This window comes from Ramlibacter sp. (assembly GCF_035554825.1).
Taxonomy (GTDB): domain Bacteria; phylum Pseudomonadota; class Gammaproteobacteria; order Burkholderiales; family Burkholderiaceae_C; genus Ramlibacter.
Genome location: NZ_DATMHS010000075.1, coordinates 1 through 23567, shown reverse-complemented (window position 1 = coordinate 23567; position 23567 = coordinate 1). Strand labels below are relative to the sequence as shown.

The following is a 23567-nucleotide window of genomic DNA, read 5'->3' as shown; positions in this document are numbered from 1 at the left end:
AGGCACGCCAAGGACGCAGAAGAATTCAGGAACTATGAACGCAAGAAAGAAAAAGAGGCGCGGGCTTCTTCATCCATCTTGCTGTCTGCTCTGCGTCCTCTGCGTCTCCTTCGCGTCCGCTGCGTTCGGCTGTTGGGTTTGGCCCTCGAGCGAATCCACCGCCACCGGCACCCGCTGCGCCAGCGCGCACATCAGCTCGTAGCCCAGCGTGCCGGCGGCCTGCGCCGGCTCGTCGATGGGCAGCAGGGCGCCGTTGCCGGCGCGGCCCCACAGCGTCACTTCGCTGCCGAAGCCGGCGTCCGGCACCGGCGACAGGTCCACCGACAGCATGTCCATGCTGACGCGGCCGATGATGCGGGTGCGCACGCCGTCGACCAGGACCGGCGTGCCGGTGCCGCAGTGGCGCGGGTAACCGTCGGCGTAGCCGCAGGCGACCACGCCGATGCGCAGCGGCCCGGCGGCCCGGAACGTGGAGCCGTAGCCCACCGCGTCGCCGGCCTGCAGCTGCTGGGTGCCGATCACACGGGAGGCCAGCGTCATCGTCGGCCGCAGCTCCCAGTGGCCGATGTCGTGCGTGGGGAAGTCGGGCGCGCTGCCGTACACGGCGATCCCCGGCCGGATCCAGTCGGCGCGCGCTGCCGGATCGCCGCCGCAGCGCAGCGCCGCGGCGCTGTTGGACAGGGTGCGTTCGCCGGGCAGGTCGCGCGTGGCCTGCGCGAACACCTGCAGCTGCCGCTCGATGCCGCCCTCGACGTCGGCGTCGCTGAAGTGGGTGACCATCGAGATCTCCTCCACCTGCGGCAGCGCCGCCAGCCGGGTCCAGGCGGCGCGATACCGCTGCGGCGTGAAGCCCAGCCGGTTCATGCCCGAATTGAGCTTCAGGAACACCCGGTGCGGCTGGTGGGTCTTGTGCATGGCCAGCATGTCGATCTGCTCGTCGCAATGCACCGCGTGCCAGAGGTTCAGGCGCGAGCAGGTCTCCAGGTCGCGCGGCTCGAACACGCCCTCCAGCAGCAGGATCGGGCCGCGCCAGCCCAGCGCCCGCACCCGCTCGGCTTCCTCGAGGTCCAGCAAGGCGAAGCCGTCGGCCCCGCGCAGCCCCTCGAACACGCGCTCGATGCCGTGGCCGTAGGCGTTGGCCTTGACCACGGCCCAGACCTTGGCGTCGGGCGCGGCCCGGCGCATGCGGGCGAGGTTGTGGCGCAGCGCGTCGGTGTGGATGGTGGCGTGGATGGGACGGGGCATGGAAAACGGTCGGCGGGCGGGTGGGAGTGGCGAGATTTTGGCACTCAGCCGCGTGATATAACCTTTGCCGGCTTCAACCCGACCACAAAGACTCGCCCCCCAATGCTCGCCCGCCACGCGGCCGCTGCGCGCCCATAGCCCGATGAAGCGCGGTTTCTACACGATCATGTCGGCGCAGTTCTTTTCGTCGTTGGCCGACAACGCGTTGTTCGTGGCCGCGGTGGAACTGCTGCGAACCGGCGGCGCGGCCGAGTGGCAACGGGCGGCGCTGGTGCCGATGTTCGCCCTGTTCTACGTGGTGCTGGCGCCCTTCGTCGGCGCCTTCGCGGATTCCATGCCCAAGGGCAAGGTGATGTTCATCAGCAATGCCATCAAGGTGATGGGCTGCGTGCTGATGCTGGTCGGGCTGCATCCGCTGATGGCCTATGCCGTGGTGGGGCTCGGGGCCGCGGCCTACTCGCCGGCCAAGTACGGCATCCTGACCGAACTGCTGCCGGCATCGCAGCTGGTCAAGGCCAACGGCTGGATCGAGGGCCTGACCATCGCCTCCATCATCCTGGGCATCCTGCTGGGTGGGCAGCTGGTCGGCCAGGCGGTGGCCAGCCGCATGCTGGCGTTCGACTTCCCGGTGCTGGACACCGGCATCGACACCGCGCCCGAGGCCGCCATCTTCATCATGATCTTCATCTACGCGCTGGCCGCCTGGTTCAACCTGCGCATCCCGCACACCGGCGTCGAGATGCGAGCCATGCCGGCCAATCCGCTGCAGCTGGTGCCGGACTTCTGGACCTGCAACTCCCGGCTGTGGCGCGACAAGCTGGGCCAGATCTCGCTGGCGACCACCACGCTGATCTGGGGCGTGAGCGGCAACCTGCGCTACATCATCCTGGCCTGGAGCGCCGCGGCGCTGAGCTACAGCACGACCCAGGCTTCCTCCCTCTCGGGCGTGGTGGCGCTGGGCACCGCGGTCGGCGCCGCCGTGGCCTCGATGCGGATGCGGCTGGACATGGCCACCAGCGTCATGCCGCTGGGCATCGCCATGGGCCTGCTGGTGATCCTGATGAACTTCATCGGCAACGTCTGGGTGGCCGCGCCGTTCCTGATCATGCTGGGCGCGATCGCCGGCTTCATGGTGGTGCCGATGAACGCGCTGCTGCAGCACCGCGGGCACAACCTGATGGGCGCCGGCCGCTCGATCGCCGTGCAGAACTTCAACGAGCAGGCCTGCATCCTCGGCCTGGGCGCCTTCTACAGCCTGTCGGCCGGCATGGGCCTGTCGGCGTTCGGCGCCATCACCGCCTTCGGGCTGGTGGTGGCCAGCGTGATGTGGCTGATCCAGCGCTGGCACCGCAGCAACTGCGTGCAGTACCGGGACGAGGTCGAACACCTGCTGAAGATCGCGCGCCACGACAATCCGCATGGCTGAGGCGGCGCCGCCGGCCGGCGAGCGCCCGCGCAGCGTGCTGCCGGCGCTGGCGCTGGTGCTCAACGGCTTCATCTGGGGCATCTCCTGGTGGCCGTTCCGCCAGCTGCAGGCGCAGGGGCTGCATCCGCTGCTCGCCACCGCGTTCGTCTACCTGCTGTCGGTGGTCTTGCTGATCGCGGCGCGGCCCGGCGCCGCCCGGACCATGGCCCGCCATCCGGCGCTGTGGCTGCTGGCCGCCGCCGCCGGCATGACCAACGTCGGCTTCAACTGGGCGGTCACCGTCGGCGACGTGGTCCGGGTGGTGCTGCTGTTCTACCTGATGCCCGCATGGACCGTGCTGCTGGCCTGGCTGGTGCTGGGCGAGCGGCCCACCGGGCCATCGCTGCTGCGGATGGCGCTGGCGATGGCCGGCGTGGCGATCGTGCTGAAGACCGGCGACGCCGCCTGGCCGGTGCCGCACAGCCTGGCCGACTGGCTGGCGCTGGCCGGCGGCATCAGCTTCGCCCTGAACAACGTGCTGCTGCGCAAGCTCAATCACGTCGATGCCGCCGGCCGGGTGCTGGCGATGTTCCTGGGTGGCGCGATCATGGCCGGGGGGGCGGCCGCGCTCGGGCTGGCCGGCGGCTTCGTGGCCGCGCCGGCCGTGCTCGACAGCGGTTGGGTGATCGGCCTGGCGCTGAGCCTGGGCTTTCTGGGCAGCAACATGGCGCTGCAGTACGGCGCCGCCCGCCTGACGGCCCACACCACGGCGCTGATCATGTTGTCCGAGGTGGTGTTCGCCAGCCTCTCGTCGGTGGTGCTCGGGGCGGCCGAGCTGACGGCCCGCACGGTGGCCGGCGGGGGCCTCATTCTGGTGGCCGCGGCCTGGTCGGCCTGGCCCGTGGGCGAGCCGCGCGGCGCACAATAGCCGCATGGCCGGCATCTACGACTTCGAAGCCCGGCGCATCGACGGCGAGCCGCTGCGGCTGGACCAGTTCCGCGGCCGGCCGCTGCTGATCGTGAACACCGCCAGCGCCTGCGGCTTCACGCCGCAGTTCGCGGGGCTGGAACAGCTGCACCAGACCTACGGCGGCCGCGGACTGGTGGTGCTCGGTTTTCCGTGCAACCAGTTCGGCGCCCAGGACCCGGGCAGCGACGGCGAGATCGCGCAGTTCTGCCAGCGCAATTACGGCGTCGGTTTTCCCATGATGTCGAAGATCGACGTCAACGGCGATGCCGCGCATCCGCTGTACCGGTGGTTGACGGCGCAGGCGCCGGGGCTGCTGGGCACCAAGGCGATCAAGTGGAACTTCACCAAGTTCCTGGTCGGCCGCGACGGCCGGGTGATCAAGCGCTATGCGCCGCAGGACAAGCCGGAGTCGCTGGCGCGGGACATCGAGGCCGCGCTGGCGACGTAAGGCGGCACAGCCAACAGCCGAACGCAGGGGGTTTCGCCCCTACGCAGGGGCCAACGCCGCGTCCAGCACCTCGACCCAATGCCGCACCGGCGTGGCGGTGCCGCTCTGCAGGTGGGTGATGCATCCCATGTTGGCCGAGATGATCGCCTGCGGGCGCAGCTCGCCGAGGTGGCCGAGCTTGCGATCGCGCAGCTCGGTGGCGAGCTTGGGTTGCAGCACCGAATAGGTCCCGGCCGATCCGCAGCACAGGTGCGATTCGGCGTTCGCCACCCGGACCTGGAAGCCCAGTTCGCCCAGGTGCTGCTCCACGCCGCCGCGCAGCTTCATCCCGTGCTGGAGGCTGCACGGCGGATGGAAGGCCAGCAGGCCGGCGGCCGGGCGTACCCGGCCGCGCAGCGCCGGCACCAGCTGCGGCAGCAGTTCGCTCAGGTCCCGGGTCAGCTCGCTGACGCGGCGCGCCTTGGCCGCGTACACCGGGTCGCGCTGCAGGTGATGGCCGTATTCGCGCACCGTCACGCCGCAGCCCGAGGCGTTCATCACGATCGCCTCGACCGCGCCGTTCTCGATCCACGGCCACCAGGCGTCGATGTTGGCGCGCATCTGCGCCAGTCCGCCGGCCTGGTCGTTGAGGTGGAACTTCACCGCGCCGCAGCAGCCGGCTTCGGGCGCGACGATGGTCTGGATGCCGGCGGCGTCCAGCACCCGTGCCGTGGCCGTGTTGATGTTGGGCGCCATCGACGGCTGCACGCAGCCGGCCAGCAGCAGCACCTTGCGCGGATGTTCGCGCGCCGGCCAGCGCCCGGCGTCGCGCGCCGCCGGCACCTTGGCCCGCAGCGCCTTGGGCAACAGCGGCCGCAGGGCCTGCCCCAGCTTCATCGCCGGCCCGAACAGCGGCGCGCTCAGGCCTTCCTTGAGCGCCCAGCGCAGCGCGTTGTCGCCGGGCTCGCGCGGCACCTTCTCTTCGACGATCCGGCGCCCGATGTCGACCAGGTGTCCATACTCGACGCCGCTCGGGCAGGTGCTCTCGCAGTTGCGGCAGGTCAGGCAGCGATCCAGGTGCAGCTGGGTGCGGCGGGTCGGCGCCTGGCCCTCCAGCACCTGCTTGATCAGGTAGATGCGGCCGCGCGGGCCATCGAGCTCGTCGCCCAGCAGCTGGTAGGTCGGGCAGGTGGCCGTGCAGAAGCCGCAGTGCACGCAGCGGCGCAGGATGGCTTCGGCCGCGCGCCCGTCGGGCGTGTCGGCGTATTCGGGGCTGAGGTGGGTCTGCATGCGAGCTCAGAGATCGGGGTACAGGCGGCCGCGGTTGAAGATCCCCGCCGGATCGAACTGGCGCTTGAGTTCCCGATGAATCTGTTGCAGCGGCGACGACAATGGCGCCAACCGGCCGCGGGCCGGCTCGGTCCGCCCCGCGGCCGGCCGGAACAGCGTCGCGTGACCGCCGGCCGCCGCCGCGGCCCGCCGCAGCGGCTCGTCCTGGCCCGGCGCCGCGCCGACCCAGCGCAGGCCGCCGTGCCATTCGACCAGCGGCGGCTCGGGCAGATCGAGCACCGGCGCCGTCTGCGGCAGCGACAGCCGCCACAGGTCGCGGTCGCGGCGGGCCTCGAACCAGGGCAGGCGCTGGTCGCGGCACAGCTGCCAGTCGCCGCGCACCTGCGCATTGTCCTGCCGCTCGCCGCCCAACGAGCGGCAGGCCGCTTCGACGGCGGCCACCGCGCCGCGCAGCCGCAGGTACAGGGTGCCGACACCGTCGTCCTCGACCCAGCAGCTGGCGTTCAGCGGCAACGGTTGGCCGCCCCAGGTGTTCAGGCGCCGCAGCGCCTCGTCCTGCCCCAGCTCGAACCTGAGCGTCGCCTCGCCGGGCGGCACCGGCAGCACCTTGAGGCTCGCTTCGACGATCAGCCCCAGCGTGCCGAGCGAGCCGGCCAGCAGGCGCGAGACGTCGTAGCCGGCCACGTTCTTCATCACCTGGCCACCAAAAGTGAGAACCTCGCCGCGGCCGTTCACCATGGTCAGGCCCAGCACGTAATCGCGCACCGCGCCGGCGCTGGCGCGCGCCGGGCCGCTCAGCCCGGCGGCCACCATGCCGCCCACCGTGGCGCCGCCGCCGAAGTGCGGCGGCTCGAACGGCAGGCACTGGCCGCGTTCGGCCAGCGCCGCCTCGAGCTGCGCCAGCGGCGTGCCGGCGAGCGCCGTCACCACCAGTTCGGTCGGCTCGTAGCTGGTGATGCCGGCCAGCGGCGCCGTCTCCAGCAGCTCGCCCTCGAGGCGCTCGCCGTAGAAATCCTTGCTGCCGCCGCCGCGGATGCGCAGCGGCGTGCCGTGCCCGGCGGCGGCGCGAATGCGGGCGACGAGCGGATCGAGGAGGCTCTCCATGCCCGGATGGTAGCGGGGCGGTCAGTCCCGCACGAAATCGACCGGCCGGCCGGGCACCTCGACCCGGCGCGCGAAGACGCAGCCGGCCTGCGGCTGCTCGCGCAGCTCCTGCGCCGGCCGCGAATGGCGGGCGCTGGTGACGTACAGGGTCTGGAGGTCGGCGCCGCCGAAGCACGGCATCGTCGGGCAGCGCACCGGCAGCGGCAGTTCGCGCAGCAGCTCGCCGCTGGCGGCGAACTGCAGCACCCGCCCCCCTTCGAACATCGCCACCCAGTAGTTGCCGGCCGCATCGACCGCCGCGCCGTCGGGCCGGCCGCCGTAACCGGGCTGCCCGGGCTGCCAGCCCGCGGGCTTGCGCGGGAACTGCCGGAACACCCGGCGGTGGCGCATCGCGTTGGTCGCCGCGTCCCAGTCCCAGGCCCACACCGTGTGGCTGGTGGTGTCGGCCCAGTACAGCGTGCTGGCGTCGGGCGACCAGGCGAGGCCGTTGGCGACCGTCGCCCGATCGGCTTTCACTTCCGGCGCGGCCGGCGCGCCGCGCAGGTCGAAGCAGTACAGATGCGCGTTCGGCGGGTCGCGCGGCTCGTACAGGCTGCCGGCCCAGAAGCGGCCGGCCGGGTCGGCCTTGCCGTCGTTGAAGCGCGCGGTGGCGGGATCGTAGGGCGCGCGCGCCAGCAGCCGCAGCGGGCCGCCCCAGGCATCGGCGCGATAGACCCCGTCGCGCAGGGCGATGACCAGGCCGCCGCGCTCGCGCGGCGCGATGCAGCCGGGATGCGTCGGCATGGCCCACGACTCCAGCGTGCCGTCGCGCGGATCGAGCCGGCGCAGCTGCCGCTGCTCGATGTCGACCCAGTAGAGCCGTTGCTCGCGCGGATGCCAGAACGGCGATTCGCCCAGCTGGTCCGGCTGCGGCGTGGCGAGGTCCCAGCCGCTCATCATGCGCGCTCGACTTCGATCGTCATCTGCGCACTGCACGACTCGCCCGGCTGCAGGATGACCAGGCCCAGCTGCTGCGCATCGGCGCCGGCCGCGACCAGGTTCATCGCGTTGTTGACGTGGCTCACCGGCTCGATCGCGACGAACTCGCGGGCGCCATTGGTGAACACCACCAGCCGGCGCAGGCTGGAGGTGAGCGTCACGCGCAGCAGCGGGTCGCGCAGCTGCGCGATGCCGGACCAGCCGTCGAAGCAGTGGTCGACCTCCAGCGAGGCGCAATCGGCGTCGAGGCCGGCATCCGCCCGGCGCTCGGTCGGCAACTTGTCGGCGCTCATCTCCCAGCGGCCGGTGGCCTCGAAGCGGATGCGGCTGCCGGGACGCTTGACGAAGTACGGATGCCAGCCGAGGCCGGCGGGCGCCGGCTGCCGCGACTGGTTGGTGACCGACAGCGTGAGCGAAAGCGCGCCGTCGCGCAGCTGCATCGTCTGCGAGCTGTCGAAGGCGAACGGCCACGCCGAGTCGGGCCGGTGCTCGTACGCGAGCAGCGCCGACTGCGCGTCGCTTTCCAGCACCGCCCATGGCCGCTGCCAGCCGACACCGTGGATCGCATGGGGCTCGGCGCCGTTGTTGCGCACCAGCGGATGCTGCGTGCCCTGCCATTGCAGGCGGGCCCCGCCGATGCGATTGGAAAACGGCACCAGCGGGTAGCTGCCGGCCTGCCGCGACGAGGTGAGCTGCGCCGCCGGCGTCGAGCGCAGCACCGGCAGCTCGCCCAGCCACAGCCCGGCAATGCAGCCACCCAGCCTGGGTTCGATCTCGCACGCGAGCGCGCCTGCCTGGAGTCGGATCATGGAGTCGATTGTGCCCGGCCGGACCGCCGGCCGGGGGCGGAAAAAAGCCCGCCGCGCACGAGCGGGCGGGCCAAGTCCACGCGGAGACACTGGCGGAAACCGGCGGCGGCCGCCGGGGCCGCCCCCTCAGCGGCTGTAGGCCGCCTCGCCGTGCGAGGTGATGTCCAGGCCCTCGCGCTCCGCCTCTTCCGTGACGCGCAGGCCGAGCACCAGGTCGACGATCTTGTAGGCGACGAACGCCACCACCGCCGACCACACGATGGTGGTCAGCACCGCCTGGAACTGGACCCAGACCTGGTTGGCGATCGAGTAGTCGGCCGCCACCTTGTTGGCGACGTAGTCGTAGATGCCGGTGCCGCCCAGGGCCGGCGAGGCGAACACGCCGGTGAGCAGGGCGCCGGCGATGCCGCCGACGCCGTGGACGCCGAAGACGTCGAGCGCGTCGTCGGCGCCCAGCAGCCGCTTCAGGCCGTTGACGCCCCACAGGCACAGCAGCCCGGCGAGCAGGCCGATCACGATCGCGCCGAAGGGGCCGACGAAGCCGCAGGCCGGCGTGATCGCCACCAGCCCGGACACGGCGCCCGAGGCGGCGCCCAGCATCGAGGCCTTGCCCTTGCTCAGCGCTTCGCCGCCGATCCAGGCCAGCGTCGCCGCCGCCGTCGCCACCAGCGTGTTCATGAAGGCCAGGGCGGCCGTGCCGTTGGCTTCCAGGTTGGAGCCGGCGTTGAAACCGAACCAGCCGACCCACAGCAGCGAGGCGCCGACCATGGTGAGCGTCAGGTTGTGCGGCGCCAGCGATTCGCGGCCGTAGCCGATGCGCTTGCCCAGCACGTAGGCGCCGACCAGGCCGGCGACGCCGGCGTTGATGTGCACCACGGTGCCGCCGGCGAAGTCGAGCGCGCCCTTGGCCCACAGCCAGCCGGCGGCGGCCGTGACCTTCTCGAGCGAGGCGGCGTCGGTGATGGCGTCCGGGCCGTCCCAGTACCAGACCATGTGGGCGATCGGCAGGTAGCTGAAGGTGAACCACAGCGCCATGAACAGCAGCACCGAGGCAAAGCGGATGCGCTCGGCGAAGGCGCCGACGATCAGGGCGCAGGTGATGGCGGCGAAGGTGGCCTGGAAGCCGGCGAACGTGAGCTCCGGAATCACCACGCCCTTGCTGAAGGTGGCGGCCACCGAATCCGGCGTGATGCCCTTGAGCATGGCCTTGCCCAGGCCGCCGATGAAGGGACTGCCGCCGCTGAAGGCCGCGCTGTAGCCATAGAGCACCCACAGCACGTAGATCAGCGCCGTCACCACGAACACCTGCATCAGCACCGACAGCATGTTCTTGCTGCGCACCAGGCCGCCGTAGAAGAGCGCCAGTCCCGGCAGCGTCATCAGGATCACCAGCAGCGTCGCCACCGTCATCCAGGCCGTGTCGCCCTTGTTCGGCGCCGGCGCAGCGACAGCGGCTGCGGTGGCGGCTGGGGCGGCGGCTGGGGCGGCGGCTGGGGCGGCGGCTGGCGTGGCAGGAGCTGCCGGCGGCGCGCTGGCGGCCGGGGCGGCGGCCGCCGCGTCCGGCGCCCCGGGTGCCTGGGCCCGGGCGGCGCCGGCGAACAAGGCCAGGCCCAGGGCCAGCGAGGCGACGAGGATCTTGATCATGCGGTCTCCCGAAAATGCAGTGGCGTGCTTCACAGGGCCTCCTTGCCGGTCTCGCCGGTGCGGATGCGGATCACCTGCTCGAGGTCGTACACGAAGATCTTGCCGTCGCCGATCTTGCCGGTGCGGGCCGCGCCTTCGATCGCGTCGATCACCTGTTCGACCAGGGCGTCGTCGACGGCCGCTTCGATCTTGACCTTGGGCAGGAAGTCGACGACGTATTCGGCGCCGCGATAGAGCTCGGTGTGGCCCTTCTGCCGGCCGAAGCCCTTGACCTCGGTGACCGTGATGCCCTGCACGCCGATCGCCGACAGCGCCTCACGCGCTTCGTCCAGCTTGAACGGCTTGATGATGGCCGTGACCAGTTTCATGGGGGTTCTCCTTGCGGGTGGCGGGTCAGAACGAGTACTTGACGCCCGCGACCAGCCCGCGCTTGCCGGTGAACTTGCCGGCCGGCGTGACGTACAACGTGCGGGCGGCGTCGGTGCCGACGGCGGCCAGGCTCACGGCCAGGCCGTTGCCGAAGTCCTTGGCCAGCGTCAGCGCGTAGTCGGTGTACGAATACGCCGAGTTGTGCTTGACCTTCTGGTGGCCGACGTGCGGCGCCAGCGACCAGCCGTTGCCGATGTCGAAGCTGGCGCCGAGCTCGAGGTAGCCGCTGTTCTTGCTGTCGGCGAATCCGAACAGGTTGGTGACGGCATGCGAGTACTTCAGCGTCGCCGGCCCCACCGTGCCGGCGAGATACAGCTCGCTGGTGTTGGGGCTGACCGCGAGGTCGTGGCCCGGGTACTGGTAGCGCAGCGCCCCGACGTCGTAGCCGACCGCCCCGGCGGTGCCCTTGTAGCCGCCGTAGAAGTCGAGCTCGACCGGCGCGTCGCCGCCGGCGTCCTTGATCCACTTGATCGTCGAGCCCCAGGTGCCGAGGTAGAAGCCGCTCTTGTGGGCGACGTCGATGCCGCCCTGCAGCGCCGGCTTCAGCCGCGACTGCGAGATGCCGCGATAGCGGTAGTCGGTGACCGCTCCCACGTTGTACGAGAAGCTGTAGTCGGGCTCGGCCTTGGCCTGCGCCCAGGCGCCGCCGGCGGCGGCGAGGAGGGCGAGGACGATGGTCGTTTGCGATGTGACGCGCACTGGGTGGCTCCTGAAGTGACTGGAAACGGACTCCGCAACCTCAAAGCAGGGACCGTGCCAGCGTTTGCCGCCGCCCATCGTGCACGGGGCCGGCCACTGGAGCGTTATCCGGGAGCAGGACAGCGCCGCGTCGCACTCCGATGGTGCGACGCGGTTTTCGCCACCCGCCATCCGCACCTGGATGGGGAGCCTTGAAGATGAGCTTGTCGCTGGTGCAAAGCCGCGCCTTGGTCGGCCTGCATGCCGCCGCGGTCGCCGTCGAAGTGCACCTGGCCAATGGCCTGCCGAGCTTCACGCTGGTCGGTCTGGCCGAGGTCGAAGTGAAGGAGGCGCGCGAGCGGGTGCGCTGCGCCATCCTCAATTGCGGCCTCGAATTTCCGCACAACAGGCGGATCACCGTGAACCTCGCGCCGGCCGACCTGCCGAAGGACTCGGGCCGCTTCGACCTGGCCATCGCCCTGGGGATCCTGGCCGCCAGCGGGCAGGTCGACGCGGCCGGGCTGGCCGGCTACGAGTTCGCCGGCGAGCTGTCGCTGTCGGGCGAGTTGCGGCCCGTGCGCGGTGCGCTGGCGCTGAGCCTGGCGCTGCACGCCGCTGGTGCAAGCGCCCGGCTGGTGCTGCCGCCGGGCAGCGCCGAGGAGGCCGCACTGGTGCCGCAGGCGCAGGTCTACCGGGCCGGGCATCTGCTCGACGTCGTGCGCCAGTTCGCCGCCCGGGCCGGCGGCGCGCCCGCCGCGCCCGAGTGGTCGCCGCTGGTGGTGCAGCCGGCCGGCCCGCCGGCGGCCTACGCCGACCTCGCCGACGTCAAGGGGCAGGCCGCGGCCAAACGGGCGCTCGAAATCGCCGCGGCCGGCGGGCACGGCGTGCTGATGCAGGGCCCGCCGGGCTCGGGCAAGTCGATGCTGGCGCAACGCTTCGCCGGCCTGCTGCCGGCGATGACCGTGCAGGAAGCGCTGCAGAGCGCCGCGATCGCCAGCCTGGCCGGCCGCTTCTCGCTGGAACGCTGGGCGCTGCGGCCGACCTGCAGCCCCCACCACACGGCCAGCGCCGTGGCCCTGGTGGGCGGGGGCTCGCCGCCGCGGCCCGGCGAAATCTCGCTGGCGCATCACGGGGTGCTGTTTCTCGATGAGCTGCCGGAGTTCCCCCGGAGTGCCCTGGAGGCCCTGCGCGAGCCGCTGGAGACCGGCCGCATCACGATCTCGCGGGCGGCGCAGCGGGCCGAATTCCCGGCGCGCTTCCAGTTCGTCGGCGCGATGAACCCCTGCCCCTGCGGCTGGCTGGGCGCCGCCCACCGGGCCTGCCGCTGCACGCCCGACCAGGTGGCCCGCTACCAGGGCCGGCTCAGCGGCCCCTTGCTCGATCGCATCGACCTGCACGTGGAGGTGCCGGCGCTCGCGGCGCAGGAGCTGCTCACCGCGCCCGCCGGCGAATCGACCGCCGCGATCCGGGCGCGCGCCAGCGCGGCGCGCCAGCGGGCCCAGGCCCGCCAGGGCAAGCCCAACCAGGACCTGCAGGGCCAGGAGATCGACCGGCACGCCGGCCTCGACGACAGCGCCGCGCGCTTCCTGCACGTCGCCGCGGCGCGCCTGGGTTGGAGCGCGCGCTCGACCCACCGCGCGCTGAAGGTCGCCCGCACGATCGCCGACCTGGCGGGCGCCGCCTCGACGCAGGTGGAGCATGTCGCCGAGGCGGTGCAGTACCGCCGCGGGCTGAGCCTGGCCTGAGCCGCCTACTGGAGCGCTTCGCGCGCGCCGATGGCTGGCGTCCTGACGCCGGCGGGGCGGCGCAGGCGGATCGCCAGCACGGCGCCGCCGACGATCCCGGCCACCGCCAACAGCGCGCCGGCCGACAGCAGCGCCAGGCCCGTCAGCCCCTGGCCGACCGAGCAGCCCAGCGCCGTCACCCCGCCGAAGCCCATCAGAACCGAACCGGCGAGGTAGCGGGCCAGCTCGCGCGGATCCTGGAACGACTGCAGCCGGAAGTCGCCGCGCAGCCTGGCACTGGCGAAGCTGCCGGCCAGCACACCGACGACCAGCAGCACGCCGAAGGTGGCGACCGTCGCCTTGTCGGTCCACATGGTGAGCAGGTCGAGCGAATTGGCCAGCGGCGCCACGAAGCTCAGGCCCTCCGGACGGTGCGACTGCGTGCCCAGCCAGGCGGGCTCCAGCGTCTCCGGATGTTCGGGAACGAAGCCGAGCGCGCCGGTGAGCAGGAATGCCGCCGGCACCAGCAGGCCGACGGCCAGGCCGCCGAGCCAGTGCCCGCGGTCCATCTGCGCCCGCTGGCGCCACGCGGCGGCGCCGGCCAGCGCCAGCACCGCCACCACCAGCACCCAGCGCAGCGTCGACGGGGCCAGCGGCAGCGCCGTCGCCGCGATCGAGCCGAGGTCCTGCGGCGTCGCCAGCGGCAGGCTCCAGCGATCGAGCAGGTCGACGCGCCAGGGAGCGAAGGCGCCGCGCAGCGTCATCAGCGCCGCGACCGCGGTCACCACCAGCGTGACGACCGACTTCAGGTCACCGCTGCCGGCCTTCACCAGGCTGCGTTGCGGGCAGCCGCCGGCCAGGATCATGCCGAAGCCGAAGATCGCCCCGCCCACCAGGTAGGAAGCCCAGACGAAGTTGGCGCTCCAGGCGATCGTCTTGCGCGCGTCGAACAGGTGCAGCGAAACCAGGGCCTGCACGAACAGCGCGGCGATGGCCACGGCGAGCAGCCACGACAGCAGCCGGCCAGGGCGGCGCAGCGTCAGCAGGTCGTCGATCGCCCCGCGCACGCAAAAGCGCGATGCCTGTCCGGCGGCGCCGAGCACCAGCCCGAGCAACAGGCCTCCCCAGGTCACGTAGTGCACGGCGGTGGCCGGATCCAGAGGCGTCTTCATGGTGTGGTACTGCGGCGCGAAAAACCTGCGATTGTCTCCGATCGGCCACGCCGGCCGCGCCCCGCGCCCAAGCTTCCCCACCCGCCATGAGGCTTCGCCCACCGGCGCTTGGCGGCAGCGCGGCCGGTCCAGGCCACAATCGGCGCCATGCCCACCGGCCCGTCCTCGCCGTCGCCCTACGACCGCCGCCTGGTCGGCTGGCTGTCGCTGGCGCAGCTGATCGCCTGGGGCAGCGTGTTCTACACCTTCGCCCTGTTCGTCGAACCGGTGGAGCGGGAGCTGGGGCTGACCCGGGCCCAGTCCTCGCTCGCCTTCAGCCTGGCGCTGCTGGCCGAGGGGCTGCTGGCCTACCCGGTGGGGCGGCTGATCGACCGCGGCCATGAGCGGGCGGTGATGACCGGCGGCTCGCTGCTGGTGGCGGCCTGCCTGTGGTGGCACAGCACGATCCAGGGGCTCGCCGGCTTCTACCTGGTGTGGGCGGCGCTCGGGGCGGGCCTGGCCGCCACCTTGTACAACCCGGTCTTCGCCGTCGTCACGCGCCGCTTTCCGCTGGATTTCCGGCGGGCGATCATCACCCTGACCTTTCTCGGCGGGCTGGCCAGCACCGTCTTCATCCCGTTCACCGCCTGGCTGATCCACGCGCTCGGCTGGCGCCACGCGCTGTGGGTGCTGGCCGCGATCAACCTGCTGGTCTGCGCGCCGCTGCATGCGATCCAGCTGCGCGGCGCGCCGCCGCCGACAGCGCCCGCGCCGGGTGGGCCCACCCGCTCGCCGGCGGTCTACCTGCGCAGCGCGCCGTTCCTGCTGATCGCCGTGTTCGTGGTGTGCACGATGGCCGTCGCCGCCGCCCTGCCGGCGCACATGATCGCGCTGCTGCGCGGCAACGGCCTGGCCGAGGCGTGGGTGATCGCGATCCCGGCGAGCATCGGCGTGATCCAGGTCGCCGGCCGGCTGCTGCTGTTCTTCTTCGAGCATCGCTTCGACCAGCACGCCGCCAACCGGCTGATTCCGGTGCTGATTCCGCTGGGGCTGGTCGCGCTGATCGCCGGCGCCGGCCATCCGGCCGCCGCGCTGCTGTTCGTCCTGCTGTACGGCCTGGGCAACGGCATGCTCACCATCGTCAAGGGCACGGCGATCGCGCAATACGTCAATCGCGACCATGTGGCCTCGCTCAACGGCGCGCTGGGCCTGCCCACCGCGCTGGCGCGGGCCCTGGCGCCGCTGCTGCTCGGCCTGCTGTGGCGCGAGGATTCGGGCTACGCGCCCGGGCTGTGGGTGCTGCTGGTGATCAGCGCCACGGCGGTGGTCGCGCTGCTGCTGGCGCAGCGGCGCTCACTGGTGCCGCTCACGCCAGCGGCGTAGGCCCGGCCCGGGCGCCGCGCGCGGTGGGCAGCCCTCGTGCTCGTGCCGCAGCCGCGTCTCCTCCACCGCCTTGGCGCAGCCGGCGCCGAACAGCAGCACGGCGGCCGAGAAATAGATCCACATCAGCAGCACCACCAGCGAGCCGGCCGCGCCATAGGCCGACACCACGGCCGCGCCGGAGAGATAGGCCGCCAGCACCTGCCGGCCGGCGGTGAACAGCGTCGCGCCGACCACCGCGCCGAACCACAGGCTGCGGGTGCGCGGCTTGGGCCCCGAGGACAGGCGCATGAAGCCGTAGAACAGCGCGGCGCAGATGGCGAAGGCGATCACCTCGCTCAGCACCCGCACCCCCTGTTCCAGCGCGAACCAGCGGCCGGCCCAGCCCGCCGCGATGTTCAGGAACGTGGAGATCAGCAGCGACACCAGCAGCAGGAACCCGAACGCCAGCACATAGGCGATGCCGCGCAGCCGCAGCGACACGCCGTGCCACCAATGCTGGTGCGGCGCGCGGCCCGTGCCGCTGAGCCACAGCCGCTCGAACGCCGACTGCAGCTCGCCGAAGACGCCGGTGGCGCCGGACACCAGCACCACGAAGCCGGCCGCCGAGGCGATCAGTCCCTCCGCGGGGGCCTTGGCGCTGTCCAGGGCATGCCGGATCAGCGCGCTGCCCTGCTCGCCGACGATCGCGCCGACCTGCGTGATCAGCCCGCGCTCCAGCAGCGCCCGGTCGACCCACCACCCGAGCAGTCCGACCAGCAGCAACAGCAGCGGCGCCAGGCTGAGCATCCCGTAGAACGAGATCGCGGCGCTCATGCGGGCGCCCTCGACTTCGCTCCACAGCCGCATGGCCCGCTCGAACGGCGCGAACGGCCGGGCGGCATGGCGCAGCCAGGCGGGGATCGGGACGCTCCAGGACCTCATGCGGCCAGCGTACGGTCCGGCGCCGGCGGCGCTATCGGCGCGCTGAGCTGGCCGCCGTAGGAGCCAGCCGACGGTGGGCGGGCGGTGCCAGCGTTCCCGCCCGGGCGCGAGCGGCCCGCGGCGCCGCCGTGCTTCCAGTGGTCCTAGAGGCTGGAGGCCAGCAGCCGCTGCACCTGGGCCAGGTCGGCGCCGCGCCGGCGCGCGAGGTCGGCCAGCTGGTCCTCGCCGACCCGCCCGACGTTGAAGTAGGTGCTGGCCGGATGGCTGAAATAGAAGCCGCTGACGCTCGCCGGCGGCGTCATCGCCATGCTCTCGGTCAGCTCGATGCCGGCCTCGCCGGCCTGCAGCAGGCGGAACAGGTCGCGCTTGACGCTGTGGTCGGGGCAGGCGGGATAGCCCGGCGCCGGCCGGATGCCGCGGTACTGCTCGGCGATCTCGTCGTCCAGCGACAGCGTCTCGCCGGCGGCATACCCCCACAGGTCACGCCGCACGCGCTCGTGCAGGGCCTCGGCGAAGGCCTCGGCCAGGCGGTCGGCCAGCGCCTTCAGCGTGATCGCCGAGTAGTCGTCGTGGTCGTCGAGAAAGTAGCGCTCCTTCTTGTCGGAGCCGATGCCGGCCGTCACCGCGAACATGCCGATGTAGTCGGGCGCCACGCCGCGGGGCGCGATGAAATCGGCCAGGCAGCGGCTGGGGCGCTGCTGGCCCTGCACCACCTCCTTGACGGTCTGCTGGCGCAGCCCGTACCAGGTCATCGCCACCTGGCTGCGCGACTCGTCGGTGTACAGCTCGATGTCGTCGTCGTTCACCGTGTTGGCCGGCCAGAAGCCCACCACGGCGTTCGCCGTGAGCCAGCGGCCCTCGATCAGGCGCTTGAGCATCCGCTGGCCGTCGGCGTAGACGCGCACCGCCTCGGCCCCGACCACCTCGTCCTTCAGGATGGCGGGGAAACGGCCGGCCAGGTCCCAGGTCTGGAAGAACGGCCCCCAGTCGATGTACTTCGCCAGTTCCGCCAGGTCGAAATTGCGGAACAGGCGGCGGCCGATGAATTTCGGCCGCGGCGGCGCGTAGCCGGACCAGTCGATCGCGGTCTTGTTGGCGCGCGCCTGCGCCAGCGGCCACAGCGGCACCTGCTTCTTGTTCGCGTGCTGGGTGCGCACCTTGTCGTAGTCGGCCTCGATCTCGGCGATGTATTTCGCGGCCTGGTCCGACAGCAGCCCCTGCGCGGCGTTCACGCTGCGCGAGGCATCGGGCACGTACACCACCGGCCCCTCGTAGTGGGGCGCGATCTTGACGGCCGTGTGCACCCGGCTGGTGGTGGCGCCGCCGATCAGCAGCGGGATCTTGCGGACGCGGAAATGGTCGTCCTTCTGCATCTCCCCGGCGACGTACTGCATCTCTTCGAGCGAGGGCGTGATCAGGCCGGACAGGCCGACGATGTCCGCGCCTTCGACCTTGGCCCGCGCCAGGATCTCGTGGCACGGCACCATCACCCCCATGTTCACCACCTCGAAGTTGTTGCACTGGAGCACGACGGTGACGATGTTCTTGCCGATGTCGTGCACGTCGCCCTTGACGGTCGCGATGACGATCTTGCCCTTGGTGCGCACTTCCTCGCCGGCCGCCGCCTGCTGCTTTTTTTCTTCCTCGATGTAGGGAATCAGGTGCGCGACCGCCTGCTTCATCACCCGGGCCGACTTCACCACCTGCGGCAGGAACATCTTGCCCTGTCCGAACAGGTCGCCGACGACGTTCATGCCGTCCATCAGCGGGCCTTCGATCACCTCCAGCGCGCGGCCGCCGCGGCCGATCACGGCCCGGTAGGCCTCCTCGGTGTCGGGCACGATGAAGTCGGTGATGCCCGAGACCAGCGCGTGCGACAGCCGCTGCTGCACGCTGCCGGCGCGCCACTCGTTCTTCCTGGCATCGTCCTTGGACGCGCCCTTGGCCGACTCGGCGATCTCCACCAGCCGCTCGCCGGCGTCGGCGCGGCGATTGAGCACCACGTCCTCGACCCGCTCGCGCAGCTGCGGGTCGAGCTCGTCGTAGACGCCGACCATGCCGGCGTTGACGATGCCCATGTCCAGCCCCGCCTTGATCGCGTGGTACAGGAACACGGTGTGGATCGCCTCGCGCACCGGATCGTTGCCGCGGAACGAGAAGCTGACGTTGGAGACCCCGCCCGACACCTTGGCGCCCGGCAGGTGCGCCTTGATCCAGCGGGTGGCGTCGATGAAATCGACGGCGTAGTTGTTGTGCTCCTCGATGCCGGTGGCGATCGCGAAGATGTTGGGATCGAAGATGATGTCCTCGGGCGGGAAGTCGAGTTCCTCGGTGAGGATCCGGTAGGCCCGCTCGCAGATCTCGATCTTGCGCTGGAAGGTGTCGGCCTGGCCCTGCTCGTCGAAGGCCATCACGACGGCGGCCGCGCCGTAGCGGCGCACCAGCTTGGCCTGCTGCTTGAAGGCTTCGACGCCTTCCTTCATCGAGATCGAATTGACGATCGCCTTGCCCTGGATGCAGCGCAGCCCGGCCTCGACCACCTCCCATTTGGACGAGTCGACCATGATCGGCACCCGCGCGATGTCGGGCTCGCTGGCGATCAGGTTGAGGAAGCGGACCATCGCGGCCTTGCTGTCCAGCATGGCCTCGTCCATGTTGATGTCGATGACCTGGGCGCCGTTTTCGACCTGCTGGCGCGCGACGGCCAGCGCTTCCTCGAAGCGGCCGTTCAGGATCATGCGGGCGAACGCCTTGGAACCGGTGACGTTGGTGCGCTCGCCGACGTTGACGAACAGGCTGCCGGGGCCGATCGTGACCGGCTCCAGGCCGGCCAGCTTCATGGGGGGAACGGGTGGGGCCAGCGTCATGGCTCATCCTGCAAAAAGACCGGCCGCGGCCGGGGTTGATGGAGGTGAGCGCCGTTGAGATCTCAAGCCTGGCGACGCCGGCTGCCGCCACGCCGCTGCAACGCTCCTTGAGCAGGCGTCGATTCTAGCGGCGGCGGCATGCCCGGGCCGCCCGCAGGCCCGAATCCCTGCTGCTCGTGGCCGGCTGCCTTTTGCCACAATGGCGCCTTTCGTTTTTTGCCCGCCCAACTTCAGGAGTGCGACCCATGGTCTTTCCCCGCTGGATCCGCGCGTTGCGCGCCGTCGGCCTCAGCCTCGCGCTGGGCGCCTCGCTGCTGGGCGGGACGGCGCACGCGCAAGGCAGCAGCCCGGTCCGCATCCTGGTCGGCTTCCCGCCCGGCGGCGGCACCGACGCGATCGCCCGCTTGCTCGGCGAGAAGCTGAAGGACCAGCTGGGGCAGAACGTCGTCGTCGACAACAAGGCCGGCGCCGGCGGCCAGATCGCGGCCCAGGCGCTCAAGGCCGCCGCGCCCGACGGCCACACCTTCTTCATCAGCCACGACCACACGATCTCGATCCTGCCGCTGGTGACCAGGAATCCCGGCTTCGACCCGGCGCGCGACTTCGTGCCGGTGGCCGGGTTCGCCACTTTCGTCAATGCCTTCGCCGTGTCCGGCGGCACCCCGGCGCGGTCGATGTCCGAATACATCACCTGGGTGCGCCAGCACGGCGGCAAAGGCAACGTCGGGGTGCCGGCGCCGGCGTCGGTGCCCGAGTTCCTGGTCAAGCTGATCGGCCAGAAGTACGGGCTGGACCTGGCCGCCGCGCCGTACCGCGGCAGCGCGCCGATGATGGCCGACATGCTGGGCAACCAGATCGGCGCCGGCGTCGGCTCGATCCCGGACTTCATCGAGAACCACAAGGCCGGCAAGATCCGCGTCGTCGCCGTGATGGGCAGCCAGCGGCAGGCGGCCGTGCCCGAGGCCCCGACTTTCGCCGAGCTGGGCCTCGCGGGGTTCGAGGACGTGCCCTACTACGGCTTCTTCGCGCCGGCCGGCACGCCGCAGGCCGCCGTCGACCGGTTCTCCGCCGCCCTGCAGAAGGTGCTGGCCGAGCCCGAAGTGCGCCAGCAGCTGACCGGCCTGGGACTCACCGTGGGCTTCATGCCGCAGCAGCAGCTCGCCAGCCGCGAGCGCGCCTATTCGGCGACCTGGGCCAGGCTGATCAGGAACCTCGGGTTCCAGCCGCAATAAGGCCGGCATCATCCACGCAGGAACGTCCCTGGCGGGGCGTGTTCACTGGGGCGCGCCGTTCGCGTCAGGCGGCTTCGCGATAGAAGAATTCGCGCTGCACGGCCCGCGCCGGCAGCGGGCCGAGCGCCTGGTGGATCGCGCCGATGTGCTCGGGCGTCGTGCCGCAGCAGCCGCCCACGATGTTGACCAGGCCCTCGGCCGCGAACTCGCGCAGCAGCCGCGAGGTGACTTCCGGCGTCTCGTCGAAGCCGGTCTCGCTCATCGGATTGGGCAGGCCGGCGTTGGGGTAGCAGCTGATGTAGGTGTCGGGGGCGGCGCGCGCCAGCTCCTGCAGATAGGGACGCATCAGCGCCGCACCCAGCGCGCAATTCAGGCCCACCGCCAGCGGCCGGGCATGGCGCACGCTGTACCAGAACGCCGTGACGGTCTGGCCGCTCAGGATGCGGCCGGAGGCATCGGTGACGGTGCCGCTGATGATCAGCGGCAGCCGCTGGCCCGACTGCTCGAAGTACTCGTCGATCGCGAACAGCGCCGCCTTGGCATTGAGCGTGTCGAAGATGGTCTCGATCAGCAGCAGGTCGACGCCGCCCTGCACCAGCGCTTCCGTCTGCTCGTAGTACGAAGCGCGCAGGTGCTCGAAATCGACGTTGCGCGCGCCCGGATCGTTCACGTCCGGGCTGATGCTGGCCGTGCGCGGGGTGGGGCCCAGCGCGCCGGCGACGAACTTGGGCGCACCGGGCCGGGCGTACTTGTCGGCCGCCTCGCGGGCGAGGCGGGCCGACGCGAGGTTCATTTCGGCGGCCAGCCCGCCCAGGCCGTAGTCGTCCTGCGCGATCCGGGTGGCGCCGAAGGTGTTGGTCTCCACGATGTCGGCGCCGGCGGCGAAATAGGCCTCGTGGATGTCGCGGATCAGCTCCGGCCGCGTCAGGCTCAGCAGATCGCCGTCGTTCTTCAGGTCCTTGGGATGGTCCTTGAAGCGCTCGCCGCGGTAGTCGGCCTCGGTCAGTCGCAGCCGCTGCGTCATCGTGCCCATGGCGCCGTCGAGGATGACGATGCGCTGCGCCAGCAGGTCGGCCAGCGCTTGACCACGGGTGTACACGAGGGGTTTCATGCCGGCGATTGTAGAAACTGCGCCTTTTCCCCGGACAATACCGGCCATCTTGCCGGCTTCCACCGCGGCGCCTGCCGCCATCCTCCACGACATCTTCGGCTACGAGCGCTTCCGCGGCGCGCAGGCGGCCGTCGTCGACCATGTGATCGGCGGCGGCGACGCGCTGGTGCTGATGCCCACCGGCGGCGGCAAGTCGCTGTGCTATCAGATCCCCGCCATCGCCCGCCAGCGCGCCGGCCAGGGCGTCACCATCGTGGTGTCGCCGCTGATCGCCCTGATGCACGACCAGGTCGGCGCGCTGCACGAGGCCGGCGTCGAGGCCGAGTTCCTGAACTCGACCCTCACCGGCGAGCAGGCCGGCGCGATCGAGCAGCGCCTGCTGCGCGGCGAGATCACGCTGCTGTACGCCGCGCCGGAGCGGGTGACCAACCCGCGCTTCCTGGCGCAGCTCGACGCGCTGCACGGGCGCGGCCAGCTCGGCCTGTTCGCCATCGACGAGGCGCACTGCGTGAGCCAGTGGGGGCACGACTTCCGGCCGGAGTACCGGGCGCTCTCCATCCTGCATGAACGCTATGCGTCGGTGCCGCGGATCGCCCTGACGGCCACCGCCGACGCGATCACGCGCGAGGACATCGTCGAGCGGCTGCAGCTGCAGCAGGCGCGGCAGTTCATCAGCAGCTTCGACCGCCCCAACATCCGCTACACGATCGTCGAGAAGAAGGACGCCACCACCCAGCTGCTGCGCTTCATCGAAGGCGAGCACGCCGGCGACGCCGGCATCGTCTACTGCCAGTCGCGCAAGCGGGTCGAGGAGATCGCCCGGACGCTGCAGGACCAGGGCATCGAGGCGCTGCCGTACCACGCCGGGCTCGACGCCGCGGTGCGCCAGCGCAACCAGGACCGGTTCCTGCGCGAGGACGGCATCGTGATGGTGGCGACGATCGCCTTCGGCATGGGCATCGACAAGCCCGACGTGCGCTTCGTCGCCCACCTGGACCTGCCCAAGAACATCGAAGGCTATTACCAGGAGACCGGCCGCGCCGGCCGCGACGGGCTGCCGGCGCAGGCCTGGATGGCGTACGGCCTGCAGGACGTGGTGAACCAGCGCCGGATGATCGACGAGAGTCCGGCCGGCGAGGATTTCAAGCAGGTGATGCGCGGCAAGCTCGACGCCCTGCTGGCGCTGGCCGAGGCGACCGACTGCCGCCGGGTGCGGCTGCTGGCGTACTTCGGTGAGGACGACGCAGCGGCCCCGCCCGCCGCCAGGCTGCTCCAAGGCGGGCGGCGCCCCCTCGGGGGGCAGGGCGCAGCACCGGCTCCGGCCGTGGGGGCCGCCTGCGGCAACTGCGACAACTGCCTGCAGCCGCCGGCGGTCTGGGACGGCACCGACGCGGCGCGCAAGCTGCTCTCCACGATCTACCGTGTGCAGCAGGCCAGCGGCATCGCCTTCGGCGCCGGCCACGTCATGGACATCGTGCGCGGCAAGAAGACCGAGAAGGTCGCGCAGTTCGGCCATGACGCGCTCAGCACGTTCGGCATCGCCGCCGACCTCGGCGAGGCGCAGTTGCGCGGCGTGCTGCGGCAGCTGATCGCCACCGGCGCGCTGGCGGTGGACACCCAGGCCTACAACACCCTGCAGCTGACGCCGGCTTCGCGCGCGGTGCTGCGCGGCGAGACGCCGGTGCGGCTGCGCGAGTCGGTGTCGCTGCCGGCGGCCCGCTCGCGGCGGCGGGGCGCGGGCGACAAGGCGCCGCCGGCGGTCGCGGCGGGGCTCAGCGCGGACGGCCAGGCCCGTTTCGCCGCGCTCAAGGCCTGGCGGGCGGAAGTCGCGCGCGAGCACAACCTGCCGGCCTACGTGATCTTCCACGACGCCACGCTGGCCGCGATCGCGGCGCTGGCGCCTTCCTCCCTGTCGCAACTGCAGGGCGTGAGCGGCATCGGCGCCCGCAAGCTGGAGGCGTACGGCCCCGACGTGCTGCGCGTCGTGGCCGGCGCCTGAGCAGCGAGCGCCGGCTGCAGCGTGCGCGACCGCCCGATGCCAACCGACCTGCCCGCGGACGACGGGGCGCTGCGCGAGCGCTTCCTGCGCGACGTGTTGGCCAATCCCGCCAATGCGGCCATCCTCGGCCGCTGGAACGAACTGGCGCTGCCCGACGGCTGGCTGGTCGCCGGCTGCCTGTTCCAGACCGTGTGGAACCT

General features: G+C 71.6%; 19 protein-coding genes and 1 riboswitch. Of the genes, 7 read left to right on the top strand and 12 right to left on the bottom strand.

Features of this window, described 5'->3' with window-relative positions:
• Positions 1-69: 69 nt before the first annotated feature.
• Entirely contained in the window at positions 70-1245 is a 1176-nt protein-coding gene (alr, locus tag VNT59_RS09110; protein ID WP_325498016.1) for an alanine racemase, read from the bottom strand.
• 142 nt (positions 1246-1387) lie between these two features.
• Here alr and lplT point away from each other — a divergent pair, with 142 nt between their 5' ends.
• Genes lplT through VNT59_RS09095 form a run of 3 tightly spaced genes read left to right on the top strand, consistent with a single transcriptional unit; the run spans position 1388 to position 4068 of the window.
• Positions 1388-2671 carry a lysophospholipid transporter LplT gene (lplT, locus tag VNT59_RS09105; protein ID WP_325498015.1) on the top strand — a complete coding sequence of 428 codons (1284 nt, stop codon included), beginning with the start codon at positions 1388-1390 and terminating at the stop codon, positions 2669-2671.
• Positions 2664-3578 carry a DMT family transporter gene (locus VNT59_RS09100; RefSeq protein ID WP_325498014.1) on the top strand — a complete coding sequence of 305 codons (915 nt, stop codon included), beginning with the start codon at positions 2664-2666 and terminating at the stop codon, positions 3576-3578. The genes lplT and VNT59_RS09100 overlap by 8 nt, the downstream gene beginning before the upstream one ends.
• A gap of 4 nt (positions 3579-3582) precedes the next feature.
• Positions 3583-4068, top strand: a complete 486-nt coding sequence (locus VNT59_RS09095; protein WP_325498013.1) for a glutathione peroxidase — start codon at positions 3583-3585, stop codon at positions 4066-4068.
• A 39-nt stretch (positions 4069-4107) separates the two neighbouring features.
• Here VNT59_RS09095 and glcF read toward each other — a convergent pair whose 3' ends face one another.
• The 7 genes from glcF to VNT59_RS09060 all read right to left on the bottom strand — a co-directional run bounded on the left by glcF (position 4108) and on the right by VNT59_RS09060 (position 11000).
• Positions 4108-5337 carry a glycolate oxidase subunit GlcF gene (gene glcF / locus VNT59_RS09090; RefSeq protein ID WP_325498012.1) on the bottom strand — a complete coding sequence of 410 codons (1230 nt, stop codon included), beginning with the start codon at positions 5335-5337 and terminating at the stop codon, positions 4108-4110.
• 6 nt (positions 5338-5343) lie between these two features.
• Positions 5344-6441: a glycolate oxidase subunit GlcE gene (gene glcE / locus VNT59_RS09085; protein WP_325498011.1), complete on the bottom strand. Its 1098-nt coding sequence runs from the start codon at positions 6439-6441 to the stop codon at positions 5344-5346.
• A 21-nt stretch (positions 6442-6462) separates the two neighbouring features.
• Entirely contained in the window at positions 6463-7380 is a 918-nt protein-coding gene (locus VNT59_RS09080) for an SMP-30/gluconolactonase/LRE family protein (protein ID WP_325498010.1), read from the bottom strand.
• The gene (locus VNT59_RS09075; protein ID WP_325498009.1) at positions 7377-8228 is read right to left on the bottom strand and encodes an aldose 1-epimerase; all 852 of its coding nucleotides are present in this window, start codon (positions 8226-8228) and stop codon (positions 7377-7379) included. The genes VNT59_RS09080 and VNT59_RS09075 overlap by 4 nt, the downstream gene beginning before the upstream one ends.
• Before the next feature lie 126 nt (positions 8229-8354).
• Positions 8355-9872, bottom strand: coding sequence for an ammonium transporter (locus VNT59_RS09070; RefSeq protein ID WP_325498008.1), 1518 nt, complete (start codon positions 9870-9872; stop codon positions 8355-8357).
• Positions 9873-9901: 29 nt separating this feature from the next.
• The gene (gene glnK, locus VNT59_RS09065; protein WP_325498007.1) at positions 9902-10240 is read right to left on the bottom strand and encodes a P-II family nitrogen regulator; all 339 of its coding nucleotides are present in this window, start codon (positions 10238-10240) and stop codon (positions 9902-9904) included.
• Between the two features lie 25 nt (positions 10241-10265).
• Positions 10266-11000: a TorF family putative porin gene (locus tag VNT59_RS09060; protein ID WP_325498006.1), complete on the bottom strand. Its 735-nt coding sequence runs from the start codon at positions 10998-11000 to the stop codon at positions 10266-10268.
• Between the two features lie 197 nt (positions 11001-11197).
• Between VNT59_RS09060 and VNT59_RS09055 the strand changes: the two genes are divergently transcribed.
• On the top strand, positions 11198-12724 hold the full coding sequence (locus VNT59_RS09055) for a YifB family Mg chelatase-like AAA ATPase (protein ID WP_325498005.1): 1527 nt from the start codon (positions 11198-11200) through the stop codon (positions 12722-12724).
• 5 nt (positions 12725-12729) lie between these two features.
• On the opposite strand, the gene VNT59_RS09050 is transcribed toward VNT59_RS09055, so the two are convergent.
• A complete protein-coding gene (locus VNT59_RS09050) occupies positions 12730-13875 on the bottom strand; it encodes a YeeE/YedE family protein (protein ID WP_325498004.1) in 1146 nt (381 codons plus the stop codon).
• 147 nt (positions 13876-14022) lie between these two features.
• On the opposite strand from VNT59_RS09050, the gene VNT59_RS09045 reads away from it, so the two are divergent.
• On the top strand, positions 14023-15237 hold the full coding sequence (locus tag VNT59_RS09045) for an MFS transporter (protein WP_325498003.1): 1215 nt from the start codon (positions 14023-14025) through the stop codon (positions 15235-15237).
• Here VNT59_RS09045 and VNT59_RS09040 read toward each other — a convergent pair.
• Positions 15208-16158: a YihY/virulence factor BrkB family protein gene (locus tag VNT59_RS09040; RefSeq protein ID WP_325498002.1), complete on the bottom strand. Its 951-nt coding sequence runs from the start codon at positions 16156-16158 to the stop codon at positions 15208-15210. The genes VNT59_RS09045 and VNT59_RS09040 overlap by 30 nt on opposite strands.
• Before the next feature lie 143 nt (positions 16159-16301).
• Complete coding sequence (gene metH, locus VNT59_RS09035; RefSeq protein WP_325498001.1) at positions 16302-19025, bottom strand: methionine synthase; 2724 nt, start codon at positions 19023-19025, stop codon at positions 16302-16304.
• A gap of 39 nt (positions 19026-19064) precedes the next feature.
• A riboswitch (S-adenosyl-L-homocysteine riboswitch) is annotated at positions 19065-19140 on the bottom strand.
• 130 nt (positions 19141-19270) lie between these two features.
• On the opposite strand from metH, the gene VNT59_RS09030 reads away from it, so the two are divergent.
• Positions 19271-20257, top strand: a complete 987-nt coding sequence (locus VNT59_RS09030; protein ID WP_325498000.1) for a Bug family tripartite tricarboxylate transporter substrate binding protein — start codon at positions 19271-19273, stop codon at positions 20255-20257.
• A gap of 64 nt (positions 20258-20321) precedes the next feature.
• Here the strand turns inward: VNT59_RS09030 and VNT59_RS09025 are convergent, their stop codons facing one another.
• On the bottom strand, positions 20322-21368 hold the full coding sequence (locus tag VNT59_RS09025) for a homocysteine S-methyltransferase family protein (RefSeq protein ID WP_325497999.1): 1047 nt from the start codon (positions 21366-21368) through the stop codon (positions 20322-20324).
• Here VNT59_RS09025 and VNT59_RS09020 point away from each other — a divergent pair.
• Positions 21367-23367, top strand: a complete 2001-nt coding sequence (locus tag VNT59_RS09020) for a RecQ family ATP-dependent DNA helicase (protein ID WP_414708369.1) — start codon at positions 21367-21369, stop codon at positions 23365-23367. The two genes, VNT59_RS09025 and VNT59_RS09020, sit on opposite strands and share 2 nt — an antisense overlap.
• Positions 23368-23567: the final 200 nt, after the last annotated feature.

Excerpts from the sequence above, each read along its gene's own strand:
- VNT59_RS09045 (WP_325498003.1), top strand. The coding sequence starts at position 14,023 with ATGCCCACCGGCCCGTCCTCGCCGTCGCCCTACGACCGCCGCCTGGTC.
- VNT59_RS09070 (WP_325498008.1), bottom strand. The coding sequence starts at position 9,872 with ATGATCAAGATCCTCGTCGCCTCGCTGGCCCTGGGCCTGGCCTTGTTC.
- VNT59_RS09050 (WP_325498004.1), bottom strand. The coding sequence starts at position 13,875 with ATGAAGACGCCTCTGGATCCGGCCACCGCCGTGCACTACGTGACCTGG.
- VNT59_RS09025 (WP_325497999.1), bottom strand. The coding sequence starts at position 21,368 with ATGAAACCCCTCGTGTACACCCGTGGTCAAGCGCTGGCCGACCTGCTG.
- glcF (WP_325498012.1), bottom strand. The coding sequence starts at position 5,337 with ATGCAGACCCACCTCAGCCCCGAATACGCCGACACGCCCGACGGGCGC.
- VNT59_RS09040 (WP_325498002.1), bottom strand. The coding sequence starts at position 16,158 with ATGAGGTCCTGGAGCGTCCCGATCCCCGCCTGGCTGCGCCATGCCGCC.
- glnK (WP_325498007.1), bottom strand. The coding sequence starts at position 10,240 with ATGAAACTGGTCACGGCCATCATCAAGCCGTTCAAGCTGGACGAAGCG.
- VNT59_RS09020 (WP_414708369.1), top strand. The coding sequence starts at position 21,367 with ATGCCGGCGATTGTAGAAACTGCGCCTTTTCCCCGGACAATACCGGCC.
- VNT59_RS09080 (WP_325498010.1), bottom strand. The coding sequence starts at position 7,380 with ATGATGAGCGGCTGGGACCTCGCCACGCCGCAGCCGGACCAGCTGGGC.
- metH (WP_325498001.1), bottom strand. The coding sequence starts at position 19,025 with ATGACGCTGGCCCCACCCGTTCCCCCCATGAAGCTGGCCGGCCTGGAG.
- VNT59_RS09095 (WP_325498013.1), top strand. The coding sequence starts at position 3,583 with ATGGCCGGCATCTACGACTTCGAAGCCCGGCGCATCGACGGCGAGCCG.
- VNT59_RS09055 (WP_325498005.1), top strand. The coding sequence starts at position 11,198 with ATGAGCTTGTCGCTGGTGCAAAGCCGCGCCTTGGTCGGCCTGCATGCC.
- glcE (WP_325498011.1), bottom strand. The coding sequence starts at position 6,441 with ATGGAGAGCCTCCTCGATCCGCTCGTCGCCCGCATTCGCGCCGCCGCC.
- alr (WP_325498016.1), bottom strand. The coding sequence starts at position 1,245 with ATGCCCCGTCCCATCCACGCCACCATCCACACCGACGCGCTGCGCCAC.
- VNT59_RS09030 (WP_325498000.1), top strand. The coding sequence starts at position 19,271 with ATGGTCTTTCCCCGCTGGATCCGCGCGTTGCGCGCCGTCGGCCTCAGC.
- VNT59_RS09075 (WP_325498009.1), bottom strand. The coding sequence starts at position 8,228 with ATGATCCGACTCCAGGCAGGCGCGCTCGCGTGCGAGATCGAACCCAGG.
- lplT (WP_325498015.1), top strand. The coding sequence starts at position 1,388 with ATGAAGCGCGGTTTCTACACGATCATGTCGGCGCAGTTCTTTTCGTCG.
- VNT59_RS09100 (WP_325498014.1), top strand. The coding sequence starts at position 2,664 with ATGGCTGAGGCGGCGCCGCCGGCCGGCGAGCGCCCGCGCAGCGTGCTG.